This is a genomic window from Streptomyces sp. TP-A0356, assembly GCF_001417775.1.
In the GTDB taxonomy this organism is placed as follows: Bacteria; Actinomycetota; Actinomycetes; order Streptomycetales; family Streptomycetaceae; genus Streptomyces.
Window position 1 is genome coordinate 28,610 of record NZ_BBZJ01000022.1, and the last position, 25,286, is coordinate 53,895.

Genomic DNA, 25,286 nt, shown 5'->3' on the forward strand with positions numbered 1-25,286 from the left:
TCAGGCCGTCAGGCGGGCGATCGCCTCGTCCACGGTGAGCTCCTCGCGCTCGCCGGTCCTGCGGTCCTTCAGCTCCAGGACGCCCTCGGCGGAGCGGCGGCCCGCCACCAGGATCTGCGGCACACCGATCAGCTCCGCGTCCGTGAACTTCACGCCCGGAGAGACACCGGCCCGGTCGTCCACCAGCACGCGGACTCCGGCCGCGGCCAGCTTCTGGGAGATGTCGAGGGCCAGCTCGGTCTGGAGCGCCTTGCCCGCCGCCACCACGTGGACGTCGGCCGGGGCCACCTCCTTGGGCCAGCACAGGCCCTGCTCGTCGGCGGTCTGCTCGGCGAGCGCGGCGACCGCGCGGGAGACGCCGATGCCGTAGGAGCCCATGGTCACGCGGACCGGCTTGCCGTTCTGGCCGAGGACGTCGAGCTTGAGGGCGTCGGTGTACTTGCGGCCCAGCTGGAAGATGTGGCCGATCTCGATGGCGCGGTCCAGCTTGAGGCCGGTGCCGCAGTTGGGGCACGGGTCGCCGTCCTGCACCACCACGACGTCCACGTACGCGTCGACCTCGAAGTCACGGCCCGCGACCACGTTCTTGGCGTGCATGCCCTCCTTGTTGGCACCGGTGATCCAGGAGGTGCCGGGGGCCACGCGCGGATCGGCGATGTACTTGACCTTCTCCAGGCCCTGCGGACCCACATAGCCGCGGACCAGGTCCGCGCGGCCCTCGAAGTCCTCGGCGGTGACCAGCTCCACGGCCACCGGGGCGAAGTGCGCCTCGACCTTGCCCATGTCGACCTCGCGGTCGCCGGGGACGCCGACGGCGACGATCTCGCCGCCGACCTTGACCAGGAGGTTCTTCAGGGTGGCGGAGGCCGGGACGCCGAGCGAGGCGGCGAGGGTCTCGATGGTCGGGGTGTCGGGGGTCGGGATCTCCTCCAGTGCGGGCACGTCCGCGGCGTCGACCGGCTTCAGCCCGTACGTGACCGCCTCGGTGTTGGCGGCGAACTCGCAGTTCGGGCAGTCGGCGAAGGTGTCCTCGCCGGCCTCGGCCGGGGCCAGGAACTCCTCCGACTTGGAGCCGCCCATCGCGCCCGCCATCGCGGCGCAGATCCGGTAGTCGAGGCCGAGGCGGTCGAAGACGCGCTGGTAGGCCTGGCGGTGCAGGGCGTACGACTGGGCGAGGCCCTCGTCCTCCAGGTCGAAGGAGTACGAGTCCTTCATCAGGAACTCACGGCCGCGCAGGATGCCCGCGCGCGGCCGGGCCTCGTCCCGAAACTTGTTCTGGATCTGGTAGAGGATCACCGGCAGGTCCTTGTACGAGGACGCCTGGTCCTTCACGAGCAGGGTGAAGATCTCCTCGTGGGTCGGGCCCAGCAGGTAGTCGCCGCCCTTGCGGTCCTTGAGGCGGAACAGCTCGGCGCCGTACTCGTCCCAGCGGCCGGTCGCCTCGTACGGCTCGCGGGGCAGCAGGGCGGGCAGCAGCACCTCCTGGGCGCCGATCGCGTCCATCTCCTCGCGGACGATCCGCTCCACGTTGGCGAGGACCTTCTTGCCGAGCGGCAGCCAGGTCCACACCCCGGCGGCGGTGCGGCGGACGTAGCCGGCGCGTACCAGCAGCTTGTGGCTGAGGACCTCGGCGTCCGCCGGGTCGTCGCGCAGCGTCTTCGCCATCAACTGGGACATGCGCTGGACCGGTGCGTTCGCCATGATTCTCGACTCCTGCTGCGAAAGGGTGATGGCTAGGAGGTTAGCCGGGCAGCCTGTGCGGGCGGTAATCGTTAACGCCTGCGCAGGGGCAGCGTGGCGCCCATCACGGCGTACGGCTTGGGCGCGCTCGGGAAGAGCACCTGCCGCGCCAGGTCCACATAGCCCAGCGAGCGGTACAGGCCCCGGGCCGGACTGTCCGTGTCGATCGCCGACAGGATCGAGCGCGGTTCATCGGCGCCGTCCGTGATGGTGGTGATCAGGGCGCGGCCGATGCCCCGGTTCTGGTACCGCGGGTGGACGTGCAGCTCGGTGATCACGAAGGAGTCGTCGAGCCAGGCGTCGTGGCCCTGGGCCCGCAGATACGGCTGGACGACGGTGGACCACCAGTGCGTACGGTCGTTGGGCATGCCGTAGACGAATCCGACGAGCCGTCCGTCGGCGGCCGTGGCGCCCAGCGCGCGGGCTCCCGGGTAGGTCATGTGCCGCACCACGATCTGGCGGCGTACGGCGATCTCGTCGGCCGCGAGCCCGAACGCGACGGCCTGTACGGCGAGCGCCTCGTCGACGTGGGCGGACAGGTCCAGGGGGCCGATCACGACGTCCTCGTGGTCGCGGTGACCGTGACCCGGAAAGCGCAGCATGCCCGGAGCCTACAGGGGGGTACGCGACGACTTTCGGGTGCAGGTCGTCGGCGGTCCATCGCGCAGTTCCCCGCGGTTCTGCCGGGGTGCGCGGTTCTCAGAACAGCACGCTCATGAACGCCCCGACCTCCTGGAAGCCCACCCTCTGGTAGGTCCGCCTGGCGGGGGTGTTGAAGTCGTTGACGTACAGGCTCACCACCGGTGCCACGTCCGCCAGCGCATAGCGCAGGATCGCCGCCATGCCGGGGGCCGCGAGGCCCTGGCCCCGGTATTCGGGCGCGACCCAGACGCCCTGGATCTGGCAGGCGTGCGGTGTCGCCGCGCCGATCTCCGCCTTGAAGACGACCTTGCCGCTCTCGTCGACGCGGGCGAACGAGCGGCCGGAGCCGACGAGTTCGGCGACCCGGGCCTGGTAGAGCAGCCCGCCGTCGCCTGCCAGGGGCGAGACGCCGACCTCCTCGGTGAACATCGCCACGCACGCCGGCATGATCGTCTCCATCTCGTCCTTGCGGATGCGGCGGACGTACGGATCCGGGGCTATGTCGGCGGGCATGTGGTCGGTGACCATGAGCGGCTGGTGGGGGCGGACCTCGCGGGCCGGGCCCCAGCTCGGCTCCAGCAGCCGCCACAGCTGGGCGGTGGCTTCGCAGGGGCCGACGATGGAGGAGCAGCGGCGGCCCCCGCGCCGGGCACGGTCGGCGAAGGCCCGTACGGCCCGGGGGGTCGCGCAGATCGGGACGAGGTTGGCGCCCGCGTAGCACAGCGACGTCAGCAGGCCGTCCTCGTACCAGCCCCACATCTCGCCGCCCAGGCGCCAGGGGTCGAGGCCCGCGACCTGGACCCGGGACGTCACGAAGGCGTTCGCGACCGGCTCGCGGTCGAGGACGGCGAGCGCGGCGTCCAGGTCACTCGGTTCGAGGACCCGGGTGGTGGTCTGCGTCAACACGTACGGGAGCCTCACCCTGGGGTCTGCTGATCTCCGCACTGTACCTGGCGTGCTGGTGCGGCGCCGCCCGGTAGCGCCCGGTAAGTGCCTCGTCACTGGGAAGCGAACCCTATGAAGGCCTCCCAGGCGGCGGAGGGGAGGGTGAGTGTGGGGCCGGTGCCGGGGGCGTACTTGGAGTCGCGGACGTGGACGGAGGTGGGGCAGGGGGCGACCTCCACGCACTGGCCTCCTTCGCCGCTGCTGTAGCTGGACTTGCGCCAGGTGAGGGCGACTTCTACGCACTGGCCTCCCTGGTCGTCGCTGTAGCTGCTCTTGAACCACATCAGCTCGGACGGTTCTTGGGCGTTCATGTCTCTCCCAGCAACTTCTCTACGAAAGCCAGCGATTCGCTTGGTGTCAGGGCCTGGGCGCGCAGAAGGCTGTACTTCTCCTCCAGTTCCCTGACAGTCCCACGATCGGTGAAGAGGCGACTGTGCTTGTACGCCTCCACGTATGCGATCCTGCGTCCTTTCGTCGTCTCGATCAAGGTGAAGGGACCAGTGAGCGCGGCATGTTCTTCACGGTCGGTCGGCATGACCTGGATCGCCACGTTGCGCAACTGGCCGACGAGCAGAATCTGCTCCAACTGCCCCCGCGTGACGGCCCGTCCGCCGAGGCGCCCACGCAGGACGGACTCCTCGATGACAAAGCTGGTGATGGGAAGCGGCTTCCTTGAGAAGAAGTCCTGCCGGGCCAGTCGGGCAGCCACTCGCTGCTCGACCGTCTCTTCGTCCAGCAAAGGCCGGGCCATGGTGAACACCGCCCGGGCGTAATCCTCCGTCTGCAACAGGCCGTTGACGACTCGCGCATCGTACACATGCCACTCGACGGCCTCCTTCTCCAACTTCGCCGCATCCCGGAAGAACGCCGGATACTGCGCTCGCTCCAACTCCTCGACCATCTCCAGAAGTACCCCGCGCCCCCCGAGCACTGCATCCGCCCGTGCGATGAACTCCCTCGACGGAATCCGCCTGCCCTGCTCGAACGAGGCGATGGTCGACTCCGAGTACCCCGTCCGGGAGCCCAGTTCGGCGCGCCCCATTCCCGCCCACGTTCGCAGCCTCTTCAACTGCCGTCCGAAGATGTGCGGTACGCCCGTCGCCTGCTCGTCGCTCATGCACCCCTCACCGCTCCCCCATGGCCGTCGGTTACGGCTCACCCCGCGTACAGACACGCCCCGACCGCGTACAACGCACGACGGTCCCGGCTCAGCCGCTGTTCAACGCTACGCAGCGTGCGCGACCGTATGCGGCATGAAGTCCGCAACTCCTTCCGACCGGCATATGCCGAGGCGCACCCAGTCCGCGCACACGTTCGACATGCGTTTCACCTCCAGCCCCCGGGGCGCCCGGCTCGCCCGGCGTCTGGTCTCCCATCGGCTCGACGCATGGGGCCACCCCTACGACAGCGCCCTCAACGAGACCGTCACCCTGATCGCCGCCGAGCTGGCCGCCAACGCCGTACGGCATGGTCATGTGCAGGGACGGGACTTCCGCCTCCGGCTCACCGAGACGGCGGAGGCACTCAGGCTCGAGGTGTCCGACACCCGTACCGAGCGGCTGCCCGAGCTCCGGCTGCCGCGGGACCCGGCGGACGACGAGTGCGGGCGTGGGCTGCTGCTGGTCGAGGCGCTGGCCTGCCGGTGGGGCGTCGAGCCGCGCAGCCCGGGCAAATGCGTATGGGCGGAAGTACACGAGAACGAGTGAGTCCCGCCACCCGAGGGTGACGGGACTCCGGGACGTACGCGAAACGTCAGTCCGCGACCGAGACGGACGGCTCGCCGGAGGCCACGCCGTCCTTCTCCATCTGCTCGGCGAGCTTCATCGCCTCTTCGATGAGGGTCTCCACGATCTTCGACTCGGGGACGGTCTTGATGACCTCGCCCTTGACGAAGATCTGGCCCTTGCCGTTGCCGGAGGCCACGCCGAGGTCCGCCTCGCGGGCCTCGCCGGGGCCGTTCACGACACAGCCCATGACCGCGACCCGCAGCGGGACCTCCATGCCGGTCAGGCCCGCCGTGACCTCTTCGGCCAGCTTGTAGACATCGACCTGGGCGCGACCGCAGGACGGGCAGGAGACGATCTCCAGGCCGCGCTGGCGCAGGTTCAGCGACTCCAGGATCTGGATGCCGACCTTGACCTCCTCCACCGGCGGGGCGGAGAGGGAGACGCGGATGGTGTCGCCGATGCCCTGCGAGAGCAGCGCGCCGAAGGCGACGGCCGACTTGATGGTGCCCTGGAAGGCGGGGCCGGCCTCGGTGACACCCAGGTGCAGCGGGTAGTCGCACTGGGCGGCGAGCTGGCGGTACGCCTCGACCATCACGACCGGGTCGTTGTGCTTGACCGAGATCTTGATGTCGCGGAAGTCGTGCTCCTCGAAGAGGGACGCCTCCCACAGGGCGGACTCGACGAGCGCCTCGGGGGTGGCCTTGCCGTACTTCTGCAGCAGGCGACTGTCCAGCGAGCCCGCGTTGACGCCGATCCGGATCGGGGTGCCGTGGTCCTTGGCCGCCTTCGCGATCTCCTTGACCTTGTCGTCGAACTGCTTGATGTTGCCCGGGTTGACGCGGACGGCCGCGCAGCCGGCCTCGATCGCGGCGAAGACGTACTTGGGCTGGAAGTGGATGTCCGCGATCACCGGGATCTGGGACTTCTGCGCGATGGTCGCGAGGGCGTCCGCGTCGTCCTGCGTCGGGCAGGCCACCCGGACGATCTGGCAGCCCGAGGCCGTCAGCTCCGCGATCTGCTGGAGCGTCGCGCCGATGTCCGACGTACGCGTCGTCGTCATCGACTGCACGGACACCGGGGCGTCTCCGCCCACCGCAACGGTCCCGACCTGGATCTGCCGGCTCTTCCGGCGCTCGGCGAGCTTGGTCGGAACGGACGGCATGCCGAGTGAAATCGCAGTCATCTGCTGTGCAACCCCAAGTTGTGGATCAGGATCCGGACCCGGAACGACGGGCTCCCAGGCTTCGAGACTACGGCACCGAATCGGACGCCGATGCATCACCGTCCGGGGACACACCCGATGGGCGGCGGCCTGGAAGCGAGTCTCCCCGGCCGCCGCCAACCACGGGTGGCTACGAGATTTTCACCGGGTTAACCACGTCCGCGATCAGCACCAGGAGGGTGAAGCAGACGAAGATCCCGGCCACCACGTACGCCACCGGCATCAGCTTCGCCACATCGAAGGGGCCCGGGTCGGGGCGGCGCAGCACCTTGGCCATGGAGCGGCGCAGCGACTCCCACAGGGCGCCCGCGATGTGCCCGCCGTCGAGCGGGAGCAGCGGGAGCATGTTGAACAGGAACAGGGACAGGTTGAAGCCCGCGACGAGCAGCAGCATCATCGCGATCTGCTGCGACGGCGGGATGTTCAGGGTGAACACCTCGCCGCCCACCCGGGCGGCGCCGACCACGCCCATCGGCGAGTCCGGCTGGCGCGGGGCGTTGCCGAAGGCCGCGTCCCACAGGGCGGGGATCTTGCCCGGCAGGGAGACCAGCGACTGGACGCCGTTCTGCATCATGTCGCCCATGCGCTGCACGGACTGACCCAAGGACTGCTGGACGATGCCGGTGGCGGGGGTGAAGCCGAGGAAGCCGGCGTACACGTACTTGCCCTCGACGTAGCCGCCCTTGCCGTCCGTCTTGCTGACCTGGTTCTTGATCAGGTGGGCGTGCAGGTCGACCCGCTGACCCTTGCGGTCGACGGTGATCGTGACGTCCTTGCCGGGGTGGGCGCGGATGTCGGACTGGAGGGTGGACCAGTCCTTCACCTGGGTGCCGTCGAACGCGAGGATCTTGTCGCCCGGCTTGAGCCCGGCGGCCTGGGCGGGCGCGGCCGGGTCGTCCTTCGCGCATTTCGTGCGGTTCTCGCTCTGCTGGATGACGCAGTCGGAGACCTTGCCGACCGTGGTGGTCTGGGTCTGGACACCGAAGGTCATCATCACGCCGACGAAGACCACCAGGGCGAGGATCAGGTTCATGAAGGGGCCCGCGAACATGACGATGACCCGCTTCCACGGCTTGCGCGTGTAGAAGAGGCGGTCCTCGTCACCGGGCTGCAGCTCCTCGAAGGACTGCGCCCGGGCGTCCTCGATCATCCCGCGCCAGGGCGAGGTGGAGCGGGCCTCGATCCGGCCGTCCGGGCCCGGCGGGAACATACCGATCATGCGGATGTAGCCGCCGAGCGGGACCGCCTTGATGCCGTACTCGGTCTCGCCCTTCTTCCGCGACCAGATGGTCGGGCCGAAGCCGACCATGTACTGCGGAACCCGGATGCCGAAGAGCTTGGCCGTGGACAGATGCCCCAGCTCGTGCCAGGCGATGGAGATCAGCAGGCCGACCACGAAGACGACTATGCCGAGAATCATCATCAAGGTCGTCATGCACGAGCCTCCGCGGTTGCCGTCTGTGCTGTCAGTTCCCTCGCCCGGGCGCGCGCCCAGGTCTCCGCTTCGAGGACGTCCGCGACGGTCAGGGAAGTTCCCGTACGAGGGGTGCCGTGTTCCTCCACCACCCGTGTGACCGTATCGATGATCCCGTTGAACGGCAGGGTGCCGTTCAGGAACGCGTCCACGCACTCCTCATTGGCGGCATTGAACACCGCCGGGGCCGTGCCCGCGAGCTCTCCCACATGTCGGGCGAGCCCCACCGACGGGAACGCCTCGTTGTCGAGCGGGAAGAACTCCCAGGTCGAGGCCTTGTTCCAGGCGAAGGCGGGCGCCGCGTCGGGCACCCGCTCGGGCCAGCCGAGTCCGATGGCGATCGGCCCCCGCATGTCGGGGGGCGTCGCCTGCGCCAGCGTCGATCCATCCGTGAACTCCACCATCGAGTGGACATACGACTGCGGGTGCACGACGACCTCAATGCGATCGAAGGGAATGTCGTACAGCAGATGGGCCTCGATCACTTCCAGCCCCTTGTTGACCAGGGTCGCGGAGTTGATCGTGATGACCGGGCCCATGGCCCAGGTGGGATGGGCGAGCGCGTCCTCGGGCGTGACGTCCGCCAGCTCCGCCTTCGTCCGGCCGCGGAAGGGGCCACCGGAGGCGGTGACGACGAGTTTGCGCACGTCGGCACGGGTGCCGCAGGCCAGGGCCTGGAAGAGCGCGGCGTGCTCGGAGTCCACCGGGATGATCTGGCCGGGCTTGGCCAGGGCCTTGACCAGGGGACCGCCGACGATGAGCGACTCCTTGTTGGCGAGCGCGAGCGTACGGCCCGCCTCCAGGGCGGCGAGGGTGGGCGCGAGGCCGATGGAACCGGTGATGCCGTTCAGGACCGTATGGCAGTCGGAGGCGGCGAGACGGGTGGCCGCCTCGGGTCCGGCGAGGATCTCGGGGAGGGGTTCTCCGGGGCCGTACTGCGCCGTGAGCGCCTCGATCAGGGCCGGTACGACGTCCTCGCGCGCGACCGCCACCGTGCGCACGCGCAGGCGGTGGGCCTGCTCGGCGAGCAGTCCGACCCGGCCGCCGTTGGCGGAGAGCCCGGTGACCTTGAACCGGTCGCGGTTGCGCAGCACGAGGTCGATGGCCTGGGTGCCGATCGAGCCGGTGGAGCCGAGGATCACGACGTCCCGCGCTCCGTCCACGGGGTCGAAGACGAGATGGGGGTCGGCAAGAGGGGCTGGACTGTCGCTCATCCCTCCATTGTTGCCGTACCGCACCCCGGGGCGGACAGGGCGCCCCCTCAGAGCTCCGAACAGAACGGGCGCCCGGCGGCGCACGCCACCGTTCGAAGAGGATCCACCTTTCGTGAAGCCCGCGTGAAGCTCATGTGATAACACTGCCTCCGGGTCGGCGGACGACCGGCCGGTGGAAGACATCCTTGGGGGGATCTCCATGCGCATACGTGCTGCCCTGCCCGCGCTCGCGGGCACCGTGGCCCTGACGGCCACGGCCTTCCTGGCCACTCCGGCGCAGGCTGCCGGCGGGGTGACCATCTATCACGTCTGGTTCGACAGCCCCGGCAAGGACGACCGCTCGAACAAGAGCCTGAACGCCGAGTGGGTGCAGATCAGGAACAACGGTTCCTCGGCGGTCGCGCTGAAGGGCTGGATCCTGAAGGACACCTCGAACCACAAGTACACGTTCCCCAACGTGAAGATCGGCGCGCACAAGCTGATCAAGGTGCACACCGGCCGGGGCACGAACACGGCGACGGACCTGTACCAGAACCGCCGGGCCTACGTGTGGAACAACACGGGCGACACCGCGACGCTCACGAAGCCGAACGGCGCCAAGGTCTCCTCCTGCTCGTGGACCAGGCGGGACGGCAGCGACAAGTACTGCTGAGCGAGCGGGGTGAACGTCCGCACCACAGCGGACATCCACCCCGCCCGACGGGTCAGCGGATCGGGCGGTGGACGTTCTCCCGTCGACTCGGACCCGGGGTCGCGTCCGCGATCCAGGGGCCCTCGCCGGACGGATCGACGACACCGTCCTCCAGCCATTCGTAGGTGCCGGACAGCACGCCCTTGACCACCTTGCGGTCGAGGTCGTCGGTGTTGCTCCACAGGCGGCCGAACAGCTCGTCGACGCGGATGCGGGACTGACTGCAGAAGGCGTCGGCGAGCTGGTACGCCTCGCGCCCGTGGTCCCCGGTCCTGCGCAGGTGCTCGGCGCGTACACAGGCCGCGCTCATCGCGAAGAGCTCGGCGCCGATGTCCACGATCCGGCCCAGGAAGCCCTGCTTGGTCTCCATGCGGCCCTGCCAGCGGGACATGGCGTAGAAGGTGGAGCGGGCGAGCTTGCGGGCGCTGCGCTCGACGAACCGCAGATGCGGGGAGAGGTCGACTCCCTGGTGGAACTCTCCGTACGCCCCCGGGATCTGCCCCTGTCCGGCGACCAGCTTCGGCAGCCACTTGGCGTAGAAGACACCGGCGTTGGCCCCCGCCCTCGCCTTGTCGGCCAGGGACTTGTCCGGGTCGATGAGGTCACCGGCCACGGACAGGTGGGCGTCCACCGCCTCGCGCGCGATCAGCAGATGCATGATCTCCGTGGAGCCCTCGAAGATGCGGTTGATGCGCAGGTCGCGCAGCATCTGCTCGGCCGGCACCGCCCGTTCGCCGCGGGCCCTGAGGGACTCCGCCGTCTCGAAGCCACGGCCGCCGCGGATCTGGACCAGCTCGTCGGCCATCAGCCAGCCCATCTCGGAGCCGTACAGCTTGGCGAGGGCGGCCTCGATGCGGATGTCGTTGCGGTCCTCGTCGGCCATCTGCGACGACAGGTCGACGACGGCCTCCAGGGCGAAGGTCGTGGCCGCGATGAAGGAGATCTTCGAGCCGACCGCCTCGTGCAGCGCGACGGGCTTGCCCCACTGCTCACGGGCCCCCGACCATTCGCGGGCGATCTTCAGACACCACTTGCCCGCGCCCACGCACATCGCGGGCAGGGACAGGCGGCCGGTGTTCAGCGTGGTGAGCGCGATCTTCAGACCCGCGCCCTCCGGGCCGATGCGGTTGGCGGCCGGGACACGGACCCGATGGAAGCGGGTGACGCCGTTCTCCAGGCCGCGCAGGCCCATGAAGGCGTTGCGGTTCTCGACGGTGACGCCCTCCGACGCCGACTCGACGACGAACGCCGTGATGCCGCCCTTGTGGCCGTCGGACTTCGGGACGCGCGCCATGACGACGAGCAGATCGGCGACCACGCCGTTGGTGGTCCACAGCTTGACCCCGTCGAGCACGTAGTCGTCGCCGTCCGGTACGGCCGTGGTGGCCAGACGGGCCGGGTCGGAGCCCACGTCCGGCTCGGTGAGCAGGAACGCGGAGATGTCGGTGCGGGCGCAGCGCGGCAGGAACGTGTCCTTCTGTTCCTGGGTGCCGAAGAGTTTGAGCGGCTGCGGTACGCCGATCGACTGATGCGCGGACAGCAGCGCCCCGATCGCGGGGCTCGCGGAGCCGACCAGAGCGAGCGCCTTGTTGTAGTACACCTGGGTGAGGCCGAGGCCGCCGTACTTGGTGTCGATCTTCATGCCGAGAGCGCCGAGCTCCTTGAGCCCGTTGATCGTCTCGTCGGGGATCCGTGCCTCGCGCTCGATGCGGGCGGGGTCGATCTGCGTCTCGCAGAAGTCCCGCAGCTTGGCGAGGAACTCCTCGCCGCGCTGGACGTGCTCGTCCGCGGGCTGGGGGTGGGGGTGGATCAGGTCGAGCCGGAAGCGCCCGAGGAAGAGTTCCTTGGCGAAGCTGGGCTTGCGCCAGTCCTGCTCGCGCGCGGCCTCCGCGACCTGACGGGCCTCACGCTCGGTGACGGTTGGCTTGGGAGTGGGGGCTGTTGGTGCGGACATGAGGCTCACCTCGCCGCGAATCGGGTCCAATGGGGCGTATACCGATCAAGATGCCGTACAACGACCAAGAGTGCCGTACGGCGATCTTGCGGGCGTACGTTACTGACCGGTGCTACTCGATCGTTGGTACCCCATTCGGGGCGAGGCCACCAGTCCTCGCGCAGCGACCGGGCGGGATTCGTCCTCAGCCGATGCCAGAGTTCGGCTACCACCCGAACGCCGGGGCCCGCGCCCTGTTATTCCGCTGTTCCTGCGGGACGGGGCGAAGCCGCCGATCGCCGAGTGAGCCACCGAGTGAGCCACCGCCCCGGGCGCCGCTCGGACGGCTCGCCGACCGGCGGGGAGTCCCGGTGGTCGGGGCTCGGCGCCCTCGCCCCAGCGATGGCGGCCCCGAATCGGGTGGCCGACAATGGTGCGGGTGACGTGTGAGGCATCCGCCGGGCCGTCGGCCCCCCGCCCGGCGCCCCGGCGGGGACGCCACTGGGCGGCGTCCGGCCACGGGCGGCGGAGGGGGTACGGCGGGTGAGCGCTGCGCGGGAACACCCGTCCGGTGGGCCGCAGCCCTCGCGGGACAGGTTCGTCGTCGGGCTGATCGCGGCCCCCGGACTGGCATCGGACCTGGCCGAGGACGTCGCCCAGTCCCTCGCGGCCCGGTTGCGGGAGCGCTTCCCCACGGTGGAGTGGGAGGTGGTGGCGCGCCCCGATCCGCGCGCGGGATCGGTGGTCGGGGCCGGTGTCGATCTGATCCAGCTGGCCCGGGACGTGATGTTCGAGGAGGGCTGGCGATTCGCGGTGTGCCTGACGGATCTGCCCCTGCACGTGGGACGGCGTCCGGTCACCGCGCATGCGAGCGTGACGCTGGGAGTGGGGGTCGTCTCGGTGCCCGCGCTGGGTGCCATGGCGCTGTATGAGCGGGTCATCGAGGCGACCTCGAGCATCCTGGACCAGTTGGTCACACAGGGGCAGAGCCAGGACCGGCGGCATCGGCCGGCCGGCGGGCGCCGCGGGCGCAGACGGCTCCGGGCCCGGGTGCGTGAGCTGGAGGAGCTGACGTCACCGGTCGGCCGGGCCTACGTCCAGGACGAGGAGACCGTGCGCTTCCTGACGGCCGCGGGCCAGGGCAACCTGCGGCTGCTGCTGGGGATGGTCCGGGCGAACCGGCCGTGGCGGCTGATCGCCGGCCTCTCCCGCTCCCTGGTGGCCGCGCTGGGCGTGGGCGCCTTCGGCATGACCTCGCCACCCATCTGGCTGATCGCCGACAGCATGAACGCGCCCCGCATGACAGTGCTCGCCCTGGGTTCGGTGCTGGCCATCGGCGGCACCCTGATCGTGGCCCACCGGCTGTGGGAGCGCAGCCCCTCGCCGTCACCCGCCGTGCGGGAGCGGGTGGCCCTGATCAATCTGGCGACGGTGCTGACCGTCCTGCTCGGTGTGCTGACCCTGTACCTGGCGCTGCTGGTCATCACCAGTGTGTGCGCCGGGGCCCTCATCCCCCCGAAGGTCATCGAGGCCCAGTTGCACCACCCTGCCGGTGCGGCCAACTATCTGCGGATCGCCTGGGCGGTGACGTCCCTGGCCACACTGGGGGGCGCGCTGGGCGCCGCGCTGGAGAACGACCTGGCGGTACGGGAAGCGGCGTACGGCTACCGGCCCAGCGAGCGGAGCGGTACGGCCGGTGACGCCGCGCGGCCGAGCGAGGCTCCCGGCTGACGCCCGGCTCCGGAGCCGGAGTTCGAGCTGTTGACCTGATCACGAGTCGCCGCGTGGAGCCTGGCGGCTCCCCGTCCGGCAGGTTGGATGCGGTCATGAGTACGGTCAGACAGCCTCCGCCTCGGCTTTACGGGCGAGCAGGTGAATCCCCTGGAACTGGCGCCGGTCCGTGGGCCGAGGCTCGCGAACCATCCGGGCCACCTCGGCCAACCCGGACTCGCGCAGCATCGCGGCGAGGTGATCGGGCGACCACCGATAGGCCGGCGCGACTGTGTGATCGAAGACCTGCGTCGGGTGAGACGGATCGTCGCTGGCCCAGAAGCCGACCAGAAGATGGCCGCCAGGCGCCAGCACGCGGTGGAACTCCGCCAGGATGGCGGGAAGTTCTCGCGGCGGAGTGTGGATGATGGACCAACGTGAGAGTACGCCGCCCAGCACGCCGTCGGCGATGTTCAGCGCGGCCATGGAGCCCACGTCGAACCGCAGGGCCGGATATGCCCCTCGAGCCAACCTGATCATCTCGGAGGAGGCATCGACGCCGAACGCCGCCAGCCCCAACTCGTCCAGATGAGCCGTGATATGGCCAGGTCCACAGCCCAGGTCCGCGACCTGACCGTCCCCGCTCGCACGCACGACCTCGGCAAAGGCACTCAAGATCGCACGGTCCAAAGGCATGTCACGCAGCTCGTCGCGGAACAGCTGTGCATACAGGACGGCAGCTGCGTCGTAGGCCTGGCTGGTGGCACTGAGGGCATCGTGTTCGACCATGCTCGCGACAGTAGTTCCCGGCGCCGAGGCGGGCCGGGAGAAATCACGATCTTCCCTCCCGCCTGTTCGTTGCCGGAAGTCGTGCCACTCCTGCTCGGTGGGCTCTCGGCACTCTTCGACGGGCCCTACGCCGACGGCCGGAGCCCCCGCACAGTGGGCTCCGGCCGTCGGTCCGGGGGTGAGGTCAGAGGGCGAGGCCCGTCAGGACCAGGACGCGCTCGTAGGTGTAGTCGTCCATGGCGTACCGCACGCCCTCGCGCCCGACACCGGACTGCTTGGTGCCGCCGTACGGCATCTGGTCGGCACGGTAGGAGGGCACGTCGCCGATCACGACACCGCCCACCTCCAGGGCGCGGTGCGCGCGGAAGGCGGCCTGGAGGTCGTGCGTGAACACGCCCGCCTGGAGGCCGTACTTGGAGTCGTTGACCGCGGCGAAGGCCTCCGTCTCGCCGTCCACCTTCTGCACGGTGAGGACGGGTCCGAAGACCTCCTCGCAGGAGAGGGTGACATCGGCCGGTACGTCGGTGAGGACGGTCGGCGCGTACGAGGCGCCGTCCCGCTTGCCACCGGTCAGCAGCGTGGCGCCCGCGGCCACGGCCTCGTCGACCCACGACTCGACGCGCTGGGCGGCGTCCTCGCTGACCAGCGGGCCGACCTCGGTCGCGGGGTCGGAGGGGTCGCCGGTGACCTGGGCCTCGACGGCGGCCACGATGCGCGGCAGCAGCCGGTCGTAGACCGAGGCGTCGGCGATCACGCGCTGCACGGAGATGCAGGACTGGCCGCCCTGGTAGTTGGAGAAGGTGGCGATGCGGTTCGCGACCCAGTCCAGGTCCTCGTCGCTCACGTAGTCGGCGAGGACGACGGCCGCGCCGTTGCCGCCCAGCTCCAGGGTGCAGTGCTTGCGCGGCACCGAGTCCATGATCGCGTAGCCGACCTTCTCGGAGCCGGTGAAGGAGATGACCGGCAGACGCTCGTCCTGTACCAGGGCGGGCATACGGTCGTTGGTGACGGGGAGGATCGACCAGGAACCGGCGGGCAGCTCGGTCTCGGCGAGCAGGTCGCCGAGGATCAGGCCGGACAGCGGGGTGGCGGGCGCCGGCTTCAGGATGATCGGGGCGCCGGCGGCGATGGCCGGGGCGACCTTGTGGGCGCACAGGTTCAGCGGGAAGTTGAACGGCGCGATGCCGAGGACGACGCCCTTCGGGAAGCGGCGGGTCAGCGCCAGCCGGCCCTGGCCGCCCTGGTCGGTGTCGAGGCGCTGGGCCTCGCCGCCGTTGAAGCGGCGGGCCTCCTCGGCCGCGAACCGGAACACCGACACGGCACGGCCGACCTCGCCGCGGGCCCACTTGATGGGCTTGCCGTTCTCGGCGGAGATGAGCTGGGCGATCTCCTCGGTGCGCTCCACCAGCCGCTTGGAGACGTGGTCGAGGGCCGCGGCGCGGACGTGGGCCGGGGTGGCGGCGAACTCGTCCCGCACGGCGTACGCGGCGGCCACGGCCTCCTCGACCTGGGCCTCGGTGGGGACGCTGACCTGGCCGACGAGCCGGCCGTCCCACGGCGAGGTGACGTCGAAGGTGGTCTCACCGGTGGCCTGGCGGCCGGCCAGCCAGAAGGCGTGGGTGGAGGTCATGTCGGGTCCGGCCCTTCCGAGGTTGGGTGTTCCTGAAGTTCGTGGTCCACGGTAGGGCCGGGGTGGCGAAGGGGCGTTTGTCCCGGGAGGAGCACTGCGGTGCGGGGACAGTACGGGATGTACAGCAGAACGACGGCAGGAGGACAGCCGCTCCGGGCCAGGCACCCGTACCGCCGCCGAAGTGCTGTGCGCGACGCCCTCGGCGCTCTCACTCCCCCGCCGCGGCCGTGGCCTTGAGGGCCAGCCAGAGTTCCATCCGTACGTCCGGGTCGTCGAGCGAGCGTCCCAGGATCTCCTCGACCCGCCGCATCCGGTAGCGCAGCGTATGGCGGTGGACGCCGAGGTCCGCGGCCGCCGCGTCCCACTGGCCGTGCCGCGACAGCCAGGCCCGCAGCGAGGCGACCAGATCGCCCCGCCCGGTGGCGTCGTGCTCCCGCAGGGCGCGCAGCAGGCCGTCCGCGAAGGCGCGCACCGCGTCGTCCGCGAGCAGCGGCAGGACCGACCCGGCCGCCAGCTCCTCGTGCTCGACCAGCGAGCGGCCGCGCCGCCGGGCCACCGACAGCGCCTGTTCGGCCTGCTTGTAGGCGGCCGCCGCGGCGATCGGCCCGGCGGGCGCCGACAGCCCCACCACCAGCTCGTCCCCCTCGTCGGCCGACTGCTCCCGCGTCGCGGCCCGCGCCGCCTGCACGGCAGGCGCGTACTCCTGGCACGCGGCGACGGCCGCACCCCCGTCCGCGGCGAGCACCACCAGCCGCTCCCCGTCGGGTACGACGAGCACGGCCTCGCCGGAGCGGGCGGCGGCGGACTCCACGGTCTCGGCGAGGCCGTCCAGCGGATCGCCGTTCGTGTCGGCCGCGGCGAGGGCCGCCGCGGTCTGCGGCGCGGGCGCCACGCGCGCGTGACCGTCGGCGTGCGCCCTGGCCGCCGACGCGGACGCCGACTCGGCGACGATCAGCCGGAAGGGCGCGTCGAGGAGCTCGCCGTACAGGTCCCCGGCCACCGCCCGCGCATGGTCCGGCTCCCCGGCGAGCAGCATGCGCAGTACGGCCGCGCCGATCCGCTGCTCGGCGGCGTGCAGGGACCGGGACCGCTCGGTCGTGAGGGTCAGCAGGGCGATGGCGGAGTGGACCGCGTAGCGCTCTGCGGTGCCCAGCGCCGCCGCCGTGCCCACGGCGAGCGCCGCGCGCGGGCGCCGCCCGGTGCCCAGGGAGTGCAGTTCGACCCGGTCCTCGCCGCTCGGTCCGCCGACCACGGAGCTGGCCGGCGCGGGCCGCTCCCGCAACCGCTCCACGTCGGCGGTGAGCCGCGCGGCACGCCGGGCCGCCCACTCGGGCGCGGCGGCGACGACGGCGCCGGACGCGTCGTACAGCGCCGCCCAGCCGTCGACCTGCCCGGCGAGCGCGGCCAGCAGGCCCTCGGGGCCTTCGTTGAGCGCCTGCCGGGTCAGCTCGCGCTGCGCGGCGAACCCGGCGGTCACGGCCCGGTACTGGTCGGCCGCGATGGCGGCGGAGACGGCCTTGCTGATGGCGAGGAAGGGCGTGCGCCGGGGTACCTCCAGGAGCGGGAGGCCCTCCTCCCGCGCCGCGTCCACGAGCGCCTTCGGTATCTCGTCGTAGTTCACCCCGATGGCGAAACCGAGCCCGACCACGCCCGCGCCCACCAGCCGCTTGACATAGCGGCGCATGGCCTCGGGGTCCTCGGCGTCCAGCTTCAGCGCGGTGATCAGCAGCAGTTCCCCGCCCTCCATGTAGGGCACGGGGTCGGCGAGCTCGCTGACGTGCGCCCAGCGGACGGGAACGTCCAGGCGATCCTCGCCCGCGCGCACGGTCAGCTTGAGCGCGGAGTGGTGGACGAGCGAGGCGAGCGTGGGGGGCATGAGGCCTTCAGGTCTGCACGGACGGGTTCTTCACGGAATCCGTGAGGCCCACGGACTGTGTGATCTGTGTGATCTCTGTGATTCTTTGGCCGCCGCGTATGAACGACCTATGTCGATTCTGCCTCACCGTACGGTCGCTGGTGCGCCGATCTCCGGACAACCTGAGGGGTGGCCTCAGCCACGCAGGTCCACGAGGAGCGGGGGCGCGTGCTCGCCCTTCACGTTCGTCAGCGAGAGCACCGCGTGCCCCGGCGGCACCGCGTGCGCCAGCTCCGACGCGGACCACCGCTCGCGCTCGACCTGCCGGACCGTCACGGCACGCGCGGTCGGCGCATGCCCGGTGATCACCCGCCGCAGCATGTGCAGGGCCTTGCCCGCCGGGGTCTCCGCGATGATCTGCCGGTCGGTGACGTCCCGGGTCTCGGTCCACTCCTTGCCCCACACCTCGGCGAAGTCCTGCCCGTCCCAGGGGGTGAGCCCGGACAGCGCCATCCGGCACCCGGTGGCGCCGAGGAGGGGTCCACGCAACGGCCGGGGCACGTCGTCGAGGGTGCGCAGGGTCAGGACGGCTCCCGCGTTCACGGACCGCAGCCGCTGGATGCCCCGGACGGCCTCGGGGGTCACGACTCCGGTCGCGTCGTCGAGCACCAGGCAGGCGAACAGCGACCGGTCCTCGCGCGTCGAGACGCTGGCCGTGAACTGCGCGAGCACCAGCCGCGCGAGGATCCGCGAGGCGTCGGCATGGCCGCGCTCGGGCAGGTCGATCCGCACCCGCACCGGGTGGTCGAAGGCGCGCAGCGAGAAGGGCCGGGACTTCCCGGAGGTGTCGAAGAACGGTGCGAAGGCGGGCCGGTCGAGCAGCGCCACCCGGTCGGCGAGGACGCCGCCCACGTCGCCTGGGTGCCCCGACTGCCGCTCGCGCGCGTCGAGTTCGCGCAGCAGCGAGTCCTGCCCGGTGTCCTGCAGGGCCTTGCGCAGCGCGGCGAGCGGGCCGGGCGCGCCGTCGAGCAGCCGGCGCAGCTCCGGTACGGACGGGAAGCGGCCGTGGACGGCCCGGTACGGCCCGAGGAGCTGGGCGAGCACGGTGGTGGAGCGGCGGCTGTCCGCCCCGGGGTGCGGATCGGCGAGGTCGCCCACCAGCGCCTCGGCGAGGACCGCCGCCGCCTCGTCCGGGTCGGTGGTCCCGCCGTACAGGTCGAGGTCGTACACCGATTCGGGATGCCCGATGCGTACGACGACGTCGTAGGCGTCCGCCGGACCGAGTCCGGCACCGGCCGCGCCGACGACGACCACGGCCGCCCGCCCGGCGAGGGCGTGCAGGCACAGCGACTCGGCGAGCGGCCACACGAGCGAGCTGGTCTTCCCGCTGCCGGCGGGTCCGACGGCGACCAGGGAGGTGCCCAGCAGGTCGGGGCCGAGGGCGAGTCCGGCACCGCGGTACGCGTAGGGGTTGCGGGGGTCGTCGACGGTGCTGCCGAGACGTACCTGCCCGGTGATCAGGTCGTGCCGGGCGAGCCGGGCGGGCAGATCACGCTCCCCCGAGGGGTGCAGACAGGCGGCGGCACCGTCCCGGAGGACCGCGCCGGTGAAGGTGGCCAGGTCGTGGCGGCCGCTGAGCACGCCCTGCCAGGCGCGGGCGATACGGGCGTGGTCGACGTCGCGCATGAGCCCGGCGCCCGCCTCTCGGGCGAGCCGGTCGGCGGCGTCCTGGGCACCGGCGGCGCGGAGCTGGTTCCACTGGGCGGGGTCGTCCTCGGGCGCCGGGGGCCGCTCGTTCACGGGGGCGGCGCGGCGCCAGGCGGGCAGTCCGAAGCGCCGCCAGACCTCGCCCCAGCGGCCGAGCCGGCCGACGACGATCATGATGGTGAGCGCGATGACCGTGTAGTAGCCGTACCAGAGGAAGGCGTTGCCGATGCGGTCGTTGCTGTGGCGCCAGGAGTCGGGGGTGAACAGCTCCAGGGGCACGACCCACCAGCCGCCGAGATAGCCGTTCCACAGCAGCGACCAGATCAGCCAGCCCACCAGGAACGCGATCAACGCCCCGCTGAGCAGCTGCCGCGTGGGCGTCCGCTCGGGCTCCTGCTCGGGCCGCGGCCGGTGCCCGAGGCGCCACACGCCGGGTGCCGCCTGTGGCCGCGGCGCCCGCACCCAGGCCAGGAACGCGGAGCCGTCCGGCAGCGGGGGCGTCCCGGGCGCCACCGTGGGCATCGGCGGCACCGCGGAGCTGTCCGGCGGCCCCGCCGGACGCGGCACGGGATCAGCCCGTGCGACCCATGCGTCCTGCGTCCCGTCGCTGTTCATCGCCCCTGCCCCCTGACCAGCCGCTCCGTGCACCATCAGCGAGTCAATCTAACGCCCCCGCAAGGGGAGTTCACCGCATACGCGGCCGGGCCCACGGTGACGCGTCCCGCCGCGCTATGTCCACTGCGGACAAGCGTGCACGTCCAAGGCACCCACATGGAGCATGCCCAGCCTCCCCGAGCCGATCTAGCCTGCGAGGAAAGAAGGCAAGCGTCCGAAAATCACCCCCCTCCCGGAGCTGGGTCCGCCGCACCGCCGGTGCGCCGGTGCCTCCGGTTCGGTTCGCACGATCACCAGGGAGCCCCCCATGACCGCACTTCCGCAGGAGCGCCGCGTCGTCACCGCCATCCCCGGCCCGAAGTCGCAGGAGCTGCAGGCCCGCCGTACCGCCGTGGTCGCGCAGGGCGTGGGCTCCGTGCTGCCTGTCTTCACCGCGCGCGCGGGCGGCGGGATCATCGAGGACGTCGACGGCAACCGTCTGATCGACTTCGGCTCCGGCATCGCGGTGACGTCCGTGGGCGCCTCCGCCGAGGCCGTCGTGCGCCGTGCCTCGGCGCAGCTGCAGGACTTCACGCACACCTGTTTCATGGTCACGCCGTACGAGGGCTATGTGGCCGTCGCCGAGGCGCTGGCCGAGCTCACGCCGGGTGACCACGCCAAGAAGTCCGCGCTGTTCAACTCGGGTGCCGAGGCCGTCGAGAACGCCGTCAAGATCGCCCGTGCCTACACCAAGCGCCAGGCGGTCGTCGTCTTCGACCACGGCTACCACGGCCGGACGAACCTGACGATGGCCCTGACCGCCAAGAACATGCCGTACAAGCACGGCTTCGGCCCGTTCGCGCCCGAGGTCTACCGCGTGCCGGTCGCCTACGCCTACCGCTGGCCGACCGGTCCGGAGAACGCCGGCCCGGAGGCCGCCGCGCAGGCCATCGACCAGATCACCAAGCAGGTCGGCGCGGACAACGTGGCCGCGATCATCATCGAGCCGGTGCTCGGCGAGGGCGGCTTCATCGAGCCGGCCAAGGGCTTCCTGCCCGCGATCCGCCAGTTCGCCGCCGACAACGGCATCGTCTTCGTCGCCGACGAGATCCAGTCCGGCTTCTGCCGCACCGGTCAGTGGTTCGCGTGCGAGGACGAGGGCATCGTCCCGGACCTGATCACCACGGCCAAGGGCATCGCCGGCGGTCTGCCGCTCGCCGCGGTCACCGGCCGCGCCGAGATCATGGACGCCGCGCACGCGGGCGGCCTGGGCGGTACCTACGGCGGCAACCCGGTCGCCTGCGCGGGCGCGCTCGGCGCGATCGAGACGATGAAGGAGCTCGACCTCAACGCCCGGGCGAAGGAGATCGAGGAGACGATGAAGGCCCGCCTCACGGCGATGGCCGAGAAGTTCGACCTCATCGGTGACATCCGCGGCCGTGGCGCGATGATCGCGATCGAGCTGGTCAAGGACCGCGCCACCAAGGAGCCGAACCCGGAGGCGACCGCCGCGCTCGCCAAGGCCTGCCACCAGGAGGGCCTGCTGGTCCTGACCTGTGGCACCTACGGCAACGTGCTGCGCTTCCTGCCCCCGCTCGTCATCGGCCAGGACCTGCTGAACGAGGGTCTGGACATCATCGAGCAGGCGTTCGCGCGGATCTGAACCAGCGGGAAACCACAGCCGGGACATGGCAGAACCGCAGCTGAGCCACAGGGTTCAGACCCCTGGAGCCCCACCCGTCCCAGCCCTTTCACCCACCGGGATTCCGGGGCTGGGACGACGGAGGTCAGAGGGTGTGAAGAAGGTGTGCGAGGTGGATGGCGGGACCCGATTCCGGCTGTCGGAGCTGTTTTTCCTGCCGTAGGTTCTACGCGGATGAGAGATACACCCACCCACAGGGGACTGTGGGTGACACCCGGCCGAGGCCTCCCCAGCTTCGACCTGGTCGTGCCTCGCGCACACACCCGGAGCCTCCGGCTTCGGATCTCCTGATCGGACGTCCGCACGCCCCAGACCCCCCGGGGCGGGCGGCACACCGATCCGACCGGCCGCCTCGGAACCACCCCCCCTGTTCCGAGGCGGCCGGTCTGTGTTTTCCGGGTGCCTGAGGACGATGTCGAGCCAACGACGACACCGCCGGCATGAATGCCGCCGCGTGGGAGACCCGTCCCGGCAACGCCGCTCGCCCGTCCGCGCCCCCCTTCGCTCCGCGCGCCGTGGCGCGGCAGGCACGGTCGGCGCGGATCGAGGAGACAGGAGGTGATCGTCATGTCGAGTGCACAACAGCCGTACACCGGTCCCGACCGGACTGCGTACGGCGCGGACCAGGAGCCGGTGAGCGAGCTGGTCACGCGCGCCTCGCGGCAGCTGACGGAGCTGGTGCGCGGTGAGATGAGGCTCGCGCAGGCGGAGATGAAGGAGAAGGGCAGGCGCTACGGCAAGGGCGGCGGGCTGTTCGGCGGTGCCGGAGTGGTCGGCTTCCTGGCCCTGGAGGCCCTGGTGGCCACCGCGATCGCGGCCTTGGCGGTGCCGTTGCCGGTGTGGGCCGCGGCCCTGATCGTCACCGCCGTGCTGGGCGTGATCGCCGCGGTGATGGCCATGAGCGGCAAGAAGCAGGTCGGCCGGGCCGCCCCGCCCGCGCCTGAGGAGACCATCGCAAACGTCAAGGCCGACGTGGCCGAGATCAAGGAGAGCGCACACCGATGACCCAGCCGCCGCACGACGAGCAGACCGCTTCCAGCCCCGCCGAGCTGCGGGAGCAGGTCCAACAGACCCGCCACGAGCTCGGGCAGACGGTCGAGGCCCTGGCCGCCAGGACCGATGTCAAGGCGCGGGTCCAGGAGAAGACAGCCGAGGTCAGGCAGCAGGCCGCCGTCAAGGCCGGGGAGTTGAGGGCCATGGCCGCCGACGCCGCGCACCAGGTGCAGGACAGGCTGCCCGACCCGGTCAAGGACACGGCGGCCCAGGCGGGCCGGGCGGCGCGCGGCAACCGCACGGTGTTGCTGCTGGCCACCGCGGGCGTCGCCGTCGTATGGCTGGCGTCCCGCCGCAAGAAGGGCTGAGCCGGACCCGCGACCGCTCCGGGCGGGTCGTCCTGCCAAGCTGTCCCCCGTGTCGACCTCCCGAGAGCCGCACTCAGGGCACGCGCCTGCCGCGCACGACCGCAGGTCCCCCGTGCCCGGGTGGCCGGCCCGCTCGCCGGACCTCGCGGGTCTCTCCTTCGTCCTGGTCACCGCCCCTCTGATCACCTTCCTCGTGATCACCTGGCAGGTCGTCGCCCAGGGTCCGCTCCTGCGGCTGGACGAGCGGTTGGGGCGGGCCGTGGTCCATCCGGACCGGGTCTCCGGAGTCCTCGCCGACCTGGGGGACATCGCCGTCGCCGTCCCGGTCCTGGCGGTGGCCCTGGTCTGGGCGGCCTGGCGTGCGCGGCGCGCCGATGCGGACCGGTGGTGGCTGCCGTCCGCCGCGGCGGCGGTCCTCATGGCGGGCCTCCCGGCGCTGATCGTGCCGCTCAAGGATGCGATCGCCCGGCCGGGCCCACCGGTCATGGGCCCGGTCACGGGCTTCTACCCCTCGGGGCACACGGCCACGGCCGCCATCGCCTACGGTGCGGCGGCCCTGGTCCTGTTGCCCTGGCTGCGCACCCCCCAGGCCCGCCGCGGGCTCCTCGTCGTCTGTCTCGTCCTGAATCTCGTGGTCGCCTACGGCCTGGTCCGCCATGGCTACCACTGGCCCCTGGACGTGCTGGCGAGCTGGTGTCTGTGCGGGGTGCTGCTCTCCTCGCTGCGGCTCTTCCTCAGCCGAAGCAGCCGCCGAACGTCCTCCGGAACTCCCAGCCGCCGTACCGGTCCCAGTTGACCGACCGTGTCATCAGGCCCGGTCCCCTGTCAGGTCATGTGCCGCTCCGGTCCGGTCCGCTGACAGCTGTCCGCTGTCCGCTGTCCGCTGTCCGCTGTCCGCTGTCCGGTGTCAGCTGTCGAAGCCCAGTCCCAGCCGGTCCATCGTCTTCAGCCAGAAGTTGCGCCGCCCGCCGTGGGCGTCGGCCCGGGCGAGCGACCACCTGGTGAGCGCGATGCCCGTCCAGGCGAAGGGCTCCGGCGGGAACGGCAGCGGCTTCTTGCGCACCATCTCCAGCTCGGTCCGCTCGGTGCGCTCCCCCGCCAGCAGGTCGAGCATCACCTCCGCGCCGAAGCGGGTGGCCCCCACCCCCAGCCCCGTGTACCCGGCCGCGTACGCCACCTTGCCCTGGTGAGCCGTACCGAAGAACGCCGAGAAGCGCGAGCAGGTGTCGATCGCGCCGCCCCACGCGTGGGTGAAGCGGACGCCCTCCAGCTGCGGGAAGCAGGTGAAGAAGTGCCCGGCGAGTTTGGCGTACGTCTCCGGGCGGTCGTCGTATTCGGCGCGCACCCGGCCGCCGTACGGGTAGATCGCGTCGTAGCCGCCCCACAGGATGCGGTTGTCGGCCGACAGCCGGAAGTAGTGGAACTGGTTGGCCGAGTCCCCGAGTCCCTGGCGGTTCTGCCAGCCGATCGACGCCAGCTGGTCGGCGCTGAGCGGCTCGGTCATCAGCGCGTAGTCGTAGACCGGGACGGTGTACGAGCGCACGCGCCGCAGCAGATTGGGAAAGATGTTGGTGCCGAGGGCGACCTGGCGGGCGCGGACCTCGCCGTAGGGGGTGCGTACGGCGAGGCCGGCGCCGTACGGCTTCAGGGTGAGCGCGGGCGTGTGCTCGTAGACCCGGACGCCGAGCTGGACACAGGCGCGCTTCAGGCCCCAGGCCAGCTTGGCCGGGTGGAGCATGGCCACGCCCCGGCGGTCGTACAGTCCGGCGAGGAAGGTCGGCGAGTCGACCTGTTCCCGCACCGCTTCCGCGTCCAGGAACTCGGTGCCCTCGGCGAGGCCCCGGCGTTCCATCTCCGCGTACCAGTCACGCAGCTCGCACGCCTGGTACGTCTCGGTGGCGACGTCGATCTCGCCGGTGCGCTCGAAGTCGCAGTCCAGGGAGTGGCGGGCGACCGCCTTCTCGATCTCGTCGAGGTTGCGGGCGCCCAGCTCCTGCAGCTTGTGGATCTCACCCGGCCAGCGGGTGAGGCCGTTGGCCAGGCCGTGGGTGAGGGAGGCGGCGCAGAACCCGCCGTTGCGACCCGAGGCGGCCCAGCCCGCCTCTCGGCCCTCCACCAGCACCACATCCCGCCGCGGGTCGCGCTCCTTGGCGATGAGCGCGGTCCACAGTCCGCTGTAGCCGCCGCCCACGACGAGCAGCTCGCAGGTCTCGGCGCCGGTGAGAGCGGGCTCGGGGTGGGGTTTGCCGGGGTCTTCCAGCCAGTAGGGGGCCGGCTGTGCTTCGGAAAGAGACTTGATCCAACGGGTCATGGCGCTTGGGGCCATGATTTCAACTCCCTACAAGTGCAT

At 71.1% G+C, this 25,286-nt stretch carries 21 protein-coding genes; 7 read left to right on the forward strand and 14 right to left on the reverse strand.

Annotation, left to right across the window (positions count from 1 at the left end; genetic code table 11):
- The 5 genes from ASC56_RS23020 to ASC56_RS23040 all read right to left on the reverse strand — a co-directional run bounded on the left by ASC56_RS23020 (position 1) and on the right by ASC56_RS23040 (position 4,444).
- On the reverse strand, positions 1-1,701 hold the full coding sequence (locus ASC56_RS23020) for a proline--tRNA ligase (RefSeq protein ID WP_055493419.1): 1,701 nt from the start codon (positions 1,699-1,701) through the stop codon (positions 1-3).
- 71 nt (positions 1,702-1,772) lie between these two features.
- Positions 1,773-2,342, reverse strand: coding sequence for a GNAT family N-acetyltransferase (locus tag ASC56_RS23025; RefSeq protein WP_055493420.1), 570 nt, complete (start codon positions 2,340-2,342; stop codon positions 1,773-1,775).
- 97 nt (positions 2,343-2,439) lie between these two features.
- On the reverse strand, positions 2,440-3,288 hold the full coding sequence (locus ASC56_RS23030; RefSeq protein WP_055493632.1) for a GNAT family N-acetyltransferase: 849 nt from the start codon (positions 3,286-3,288) through the stop codon (positions 2,440-2,442).
- A gap of 92 nt (positions 3,289-3,380) precedes the next feature.
- Entirely contained in the window at positions 3,381-3,638 is a 258-nt protein-coding gene (locus ASC56_RS23035) for a DUF397 domain-containing protein (RefSeq protein ID WP_055493421.1), read from the reverse strand.
- Positions 3,635-4,444, reverse strand: a complete 810-nt coding sequence (locus ASC56_RS23040) for a helix-turn-helix transcriptional regulator (protein ID WP_055493422.1) — start codon at positions 4,442-4,444, stop codon at positions 3,635-3,637. Before ASC56_RS23040 ends, ASC56_RS23035 begins: the two co-directional genes overlap by 4 nt.
- Before the next feature lie 136 nt (positions 4,445-4,580).
- Here ASC56_RS23040 and ASC56_RS23045 point away from each other — a divergent pair, with 136 nt between their 5' ends.
- Positions 4,581-5,033 carry an ATP-binding protein gene (locus ASC56_RS23045; protein ID WP_079102665.1) on the forward strand — a complete coding sequence of 151 codons (453 nt, stop codon included), beginning with the start codon at positions 4,581-4,583 and terminating at the stop codon, positions 5,031-5,033.
- Between the two features lie 46 nt (positions 5,034-5,079).
- Here ASC56_RS23045 and ispG read toward each other — a convergent pair whose 3' ends face one another.
- From ispG to dxr, 3 genes are all read right to left on the reverse strand, one after another.
- Complete coding sequence (gene ispG, locus ASC56_RS23050) at positions 5,080-6,237, reverse strand: flavodoxin-dependent (E)-4-hydroxy-3-methylbut-2-enyl-diphosphate synthase (protein WP_055493423.1); 1,158 nt, start codon at positions 6,235-6,237, stop codon at positions 5,080-5,082.
- A 169-nt stretch (positions 6,238-6,406) separates the two neighbouring features.
- Positions 6,407-7,711, reverse strand: a complete 1,305-nt coding sequence (locus ASC56_RS23055; protein WP_055493424.1) for an RIP metalloprotease — start codon at positions 7,709-7,711, stop codon at positions 6,407-6,409.
- Entirely contained in the window at positions 7,708-8,964 is a 1,257-nt protein-coding gene (gene dxr / locus ASC56_RS23060) for a 1-deoxy-D-xylulose-5-phosphate reductoisomerase (protein WP_055493425.1), read from the reverse strand. Before dxr ends, ASC56_RS23055 begins: the two co-directional genes overlap by 4 nt.
- A gap of 199 nt (positions 8,965-9,163) precedes the next feature.
- On the opposite strand from dxr, the gene ASC56_RS23065 reads away from it, so the two are divergent.
- The gene (locus ASC56_RS23065; RefSeq protein ID WP_055493426.1) at positions 9,164-9,616 is read left to right on the forward strand and encodes a lamin tail domain-containing protein; all 453 of its coding nucleotides are present in this window, start codon (positions 9,164-9,166) and stop codon (positions 9,614-9,616) included.
- A gap of 52 nt (positions 9,617-9,668) precedes the next feature.
- Here the strand turns inward: ASC56_RS23065 and ASC56_RS23070 are convergent, their stop codons facing one another.
- The gene (locus ASC56_RS23070; RefSeq protein WP_055493427.1) at positions 9,669-11,609 is read right to left on the reverse strand and encodes an acyl-CoA dehydrogenase family protein; all 1,941 of its coding nucleotides are present in this window, start codon (positions 11,607-11,609) and stop codon (positions 9,669-9,671) included.
- 522 nt (positions 11,610-12,131) lie between these two features.
- On the opposite strand from ASC56_RS23070, the gene ASC56_RS23075 reads away from it, so the two are divergent.
- Positions 12,132-13,319 carry a hypothetical protein gene (locus tag ASC56_RS23075; protein WP_055493428.1) on the forward strand — a complete coding sequence of 396 codons (1,188 nt, stop codon included), beginning with the start codon at positions 12,132-12,134 and terminating at the stop codon, positions 13,317-13,319.
- 105 nt (positions 13,320-13,424) lie between these two features.
- Here the strand turns inward: ASC56_RS23075 and ASC56_RS23080 are convergent, their stop codons facing one another.
- The 4 genes from ASC56_RS23080 to ASC56_RS23095 form a co-directional block, all read right to left on the reverse strand.
- The gene (locus ASC56_RS23080; protein WP_055493429.1) at positions 13,425-14,087 is read right to left on the reverse strand and encodes a class I SAM-dependent methyltransferase; all 663 of its coding nucleotides are present in this window, start codon (positions 14,085-14,087) and stop codon (positions 13,425-13,427) included.
- A 184-nt stretch (positions 14,088-14,271) separates the two neighbouring features.
- Positions 14,272-15,717, reverse strand: coding sequence for an aldehyde dehydrogenase family protein (locus tag ASC56_RS23085; protein ID WP_055493430.1), 1,446 nt, complete (start codon positions 15,715-15,717; stop codon positions 14,272-14,274).
- A 208-nt stretch (positions 15,718-15,925) separates the two neighbouring features.
- Positions 15,926-17,593, reverse strand: coding sequence for a PucR family transcriptional regulator (locus tag ASC56_RS23090; RefSeq protein ID WP_055493431.1), 1,668 nt, complete (start codon positions 17,591-17,593; stop codon positions 15,926-15,928).
- A gap of 174 nt (positions 17,594-17,767) precedes the next feature.
- Positions 17,768-19,894 (reverse strand): hypothetical protein, encoded by a 2,127-nt coding sequence (locus ASC56_RS23095; protein ID WP_055493432.1) that lies wholly within the window; start codon positions 19,892-19,894, stop codon positions 17,768-17,770.
- Between the two features lie 307 nt (positions 19,895-20,201).
- Between ASC56_RS23095 and gabT the strand changes: the two genes are divergently transcribed.
- The 4 genes from gabT (at position 20,202) to ASC56_RS23115 (ending at position 23,732) form a co-directional block, all read left to right on the forward strand.
- The gene (gene gabT / locus ASC56_RS23100) at positions 20,202-21,536 is read left to right on the forward strand and encodes a 4-aminobutyrate--2-oxoglutarate transaminase (RefSeq protein WP_055493433.1); all 1,335 of its coding nucleotides are present in this window, start codon (positions 20,202-20,204) and stop codon (positions 21,534-21,536) included.
- A 606-nt stretch (positions 21,537-22,142) separates the two neighbouring features.
- Positions 22,143-22,580: a phage holin family protein gene (locus ASC56_RS23105; RefSeq protein ID WP_199836049.1), complete on the forward strand. Its 438-nt coding sequence runs from the start codon at positions 22,143-22,145 to the stop codon at positions 22,578-22,580.
- Entirely contained in the window at positions 22,577-22,936 is a 360-nt protein-coding gene (locus tag ASC56_RS23110; protein WP_055493434.1) for a DUF3618 domain-containing protein, read from the forward strand. Before ASC56_RS23105 ends, ASC56_RS23110 begins: the two co-directional genes overlap by 4 nt.
- A 112-nt stretch (positions 22,937-23,048) precedes the next feature.
- Positions 23,049-23,732 (forward strand): phosphatase PAP2 family protein, encoded by a 684-nt coding sequence (locus ASC56_RS23115; RefSeq protein ID WP_234377030.1) that lies wholly within the window; start codon positions 23,049-23,051, stop codon positions 23,730-23,732.
- 111 nt (positions 23,733-23,843) lie between these two features.
- Here the strand turns inward: ASC56_RS23115 and ASC56_RS23120 are convergent, their stop codons facing one another.
- Positions 23,844-25,262 (reverse strand): FAD-binding oxidoreductase, encoded by a 1,419-nt coding sequence (locus ASC56_RS23120; RefSeq protein WP_055493435.1) that lies wholly within the window; start codon positions 25,260-25,262, stop codon positions 23,844-23,846.
- Positions 25,263-25,286 lie beyond the last annotated feature (24 nt).

Coding starts and splice junctions, on each gene's coding strand:
- ASC56_RS23020 (WP_055493419.1), bottom strand. CDS start 1,701: ATGGCGAACGCACCGGTCCAGCGCATGTCCCAGTTGATGGCGAAGACG.
- ASC56_RS23025 (WP_055493420.1), bottom strand. CDS start 2,342: ATGCTGCGCTTTCCGGGTCACGGTCACCGCGACCACGAGGACGTCGTG.
- ASC56_RS23035 (WP_055493421.1), bottom strand. CDS start 3,638: ATGAACGCCCAAGAACCGTCCGAGCTGATGTGGTTCAAGAGCAGCTAC.
- ASC56_RS23040 (WP_055493422.1), bottom strand. CDS start 4,444: ATGAGCGACGAGCAGGCGACGGGCGTACCGCACATCTTCGGACGGCAG.
- ASC56_RS23045 (WP_079102665.1), top strand. CDS start 4,581: ATGAAGTCCGCAACTCCTTCCGACCGGCATATGCCGAGGCGCACCCAG.
- ispG (WP_055493423.1), bottom strand. CDS start 6,237: ATGACTGCGATTTCACTCGGCATGCCGTCCGTTCCGACCAAGCTCGCC.
- ASC56_RS23055 (WP_055493424.1), bottom strand. CDS start 7,711: ATGACGACCTTGATGATGATTCTCGGCATAGTCGTCTTCGTGGTCGGC.
- dxr (WP_055493425.1), bottom strand. CDS start 8,964: ATGAGCGACAGTCCAGCCCCTCTTGCCGACCCCCATCTCGTCTTCGAC.
- ASC56_RS23065 (WP_055493426.1), top strand. CDS start 9,164: ATGCGCATACGTGCTGCCCTGCCCGCGCTCGCGGGCACCGTGGCCCTG.
- ASC56_RS23070 (WP_055493427.1), bottom strand. CDS start 11,609: ATGTCCGCACCAACAGCCCCCACTCCCAAGCCAACCGTCACCGAGCGT.
- ASC56_RS23080 (WP_055493429.1), bottom strand. CDS start 14,087: ATGGTCGAACACGATGCCCTCAGTGCCACCAGCCAGGCCTACGACGCA.
- ASC56_RS23085 (WP_055493430.1), bottom strand. CDS start 15,717: ATGACCTCCACCCACGCCTTCTGGCTGGCCGGCCGCCAGGCCACCGGT.
- ASC56_RS23090 (WP_055493431.1), bottom strand. CDS start 17,593: ATGCCCCCCACGCTCGCCTCGCTCGTCCACCACTCCGCGCTCAAGCTG.
- ASC56_RS23095 (WP_055493432.1), bottom strand. CDS start 19,894: ATGAACAGCGACGGGACGCAGGACGCATGGGTCGCACGGGCTGATCCC.
- gabT (WP_055493433.1), top strand. CDS start 20,202: ATGACCGCACTTCCGCAGGAGCGCCGCGTCGTCACCGCCATCCCCGGC.
- ASC56_RS23105 (WP_199836049.1), top strand. CDS start 22,143: ATGTCGAGTGCACAACAGCCGTACACCGGTCCCGACCGGACTGCGTAC.
- ASC56_RS23110 (WP_055493434.1), top strand. CDS start 22,577: ATGACCCAGCCGCCGCACGACGAGCAGACCGCTTCCAGCCCCGCCGAG.
- ASC56_RS23120 (WP_055493435.1), bottom strand. CDS start 25,262: ATGGCCCCAAGCGCCATGACCCGTTGGATCAAGTCTCTTTCCGAAGCA.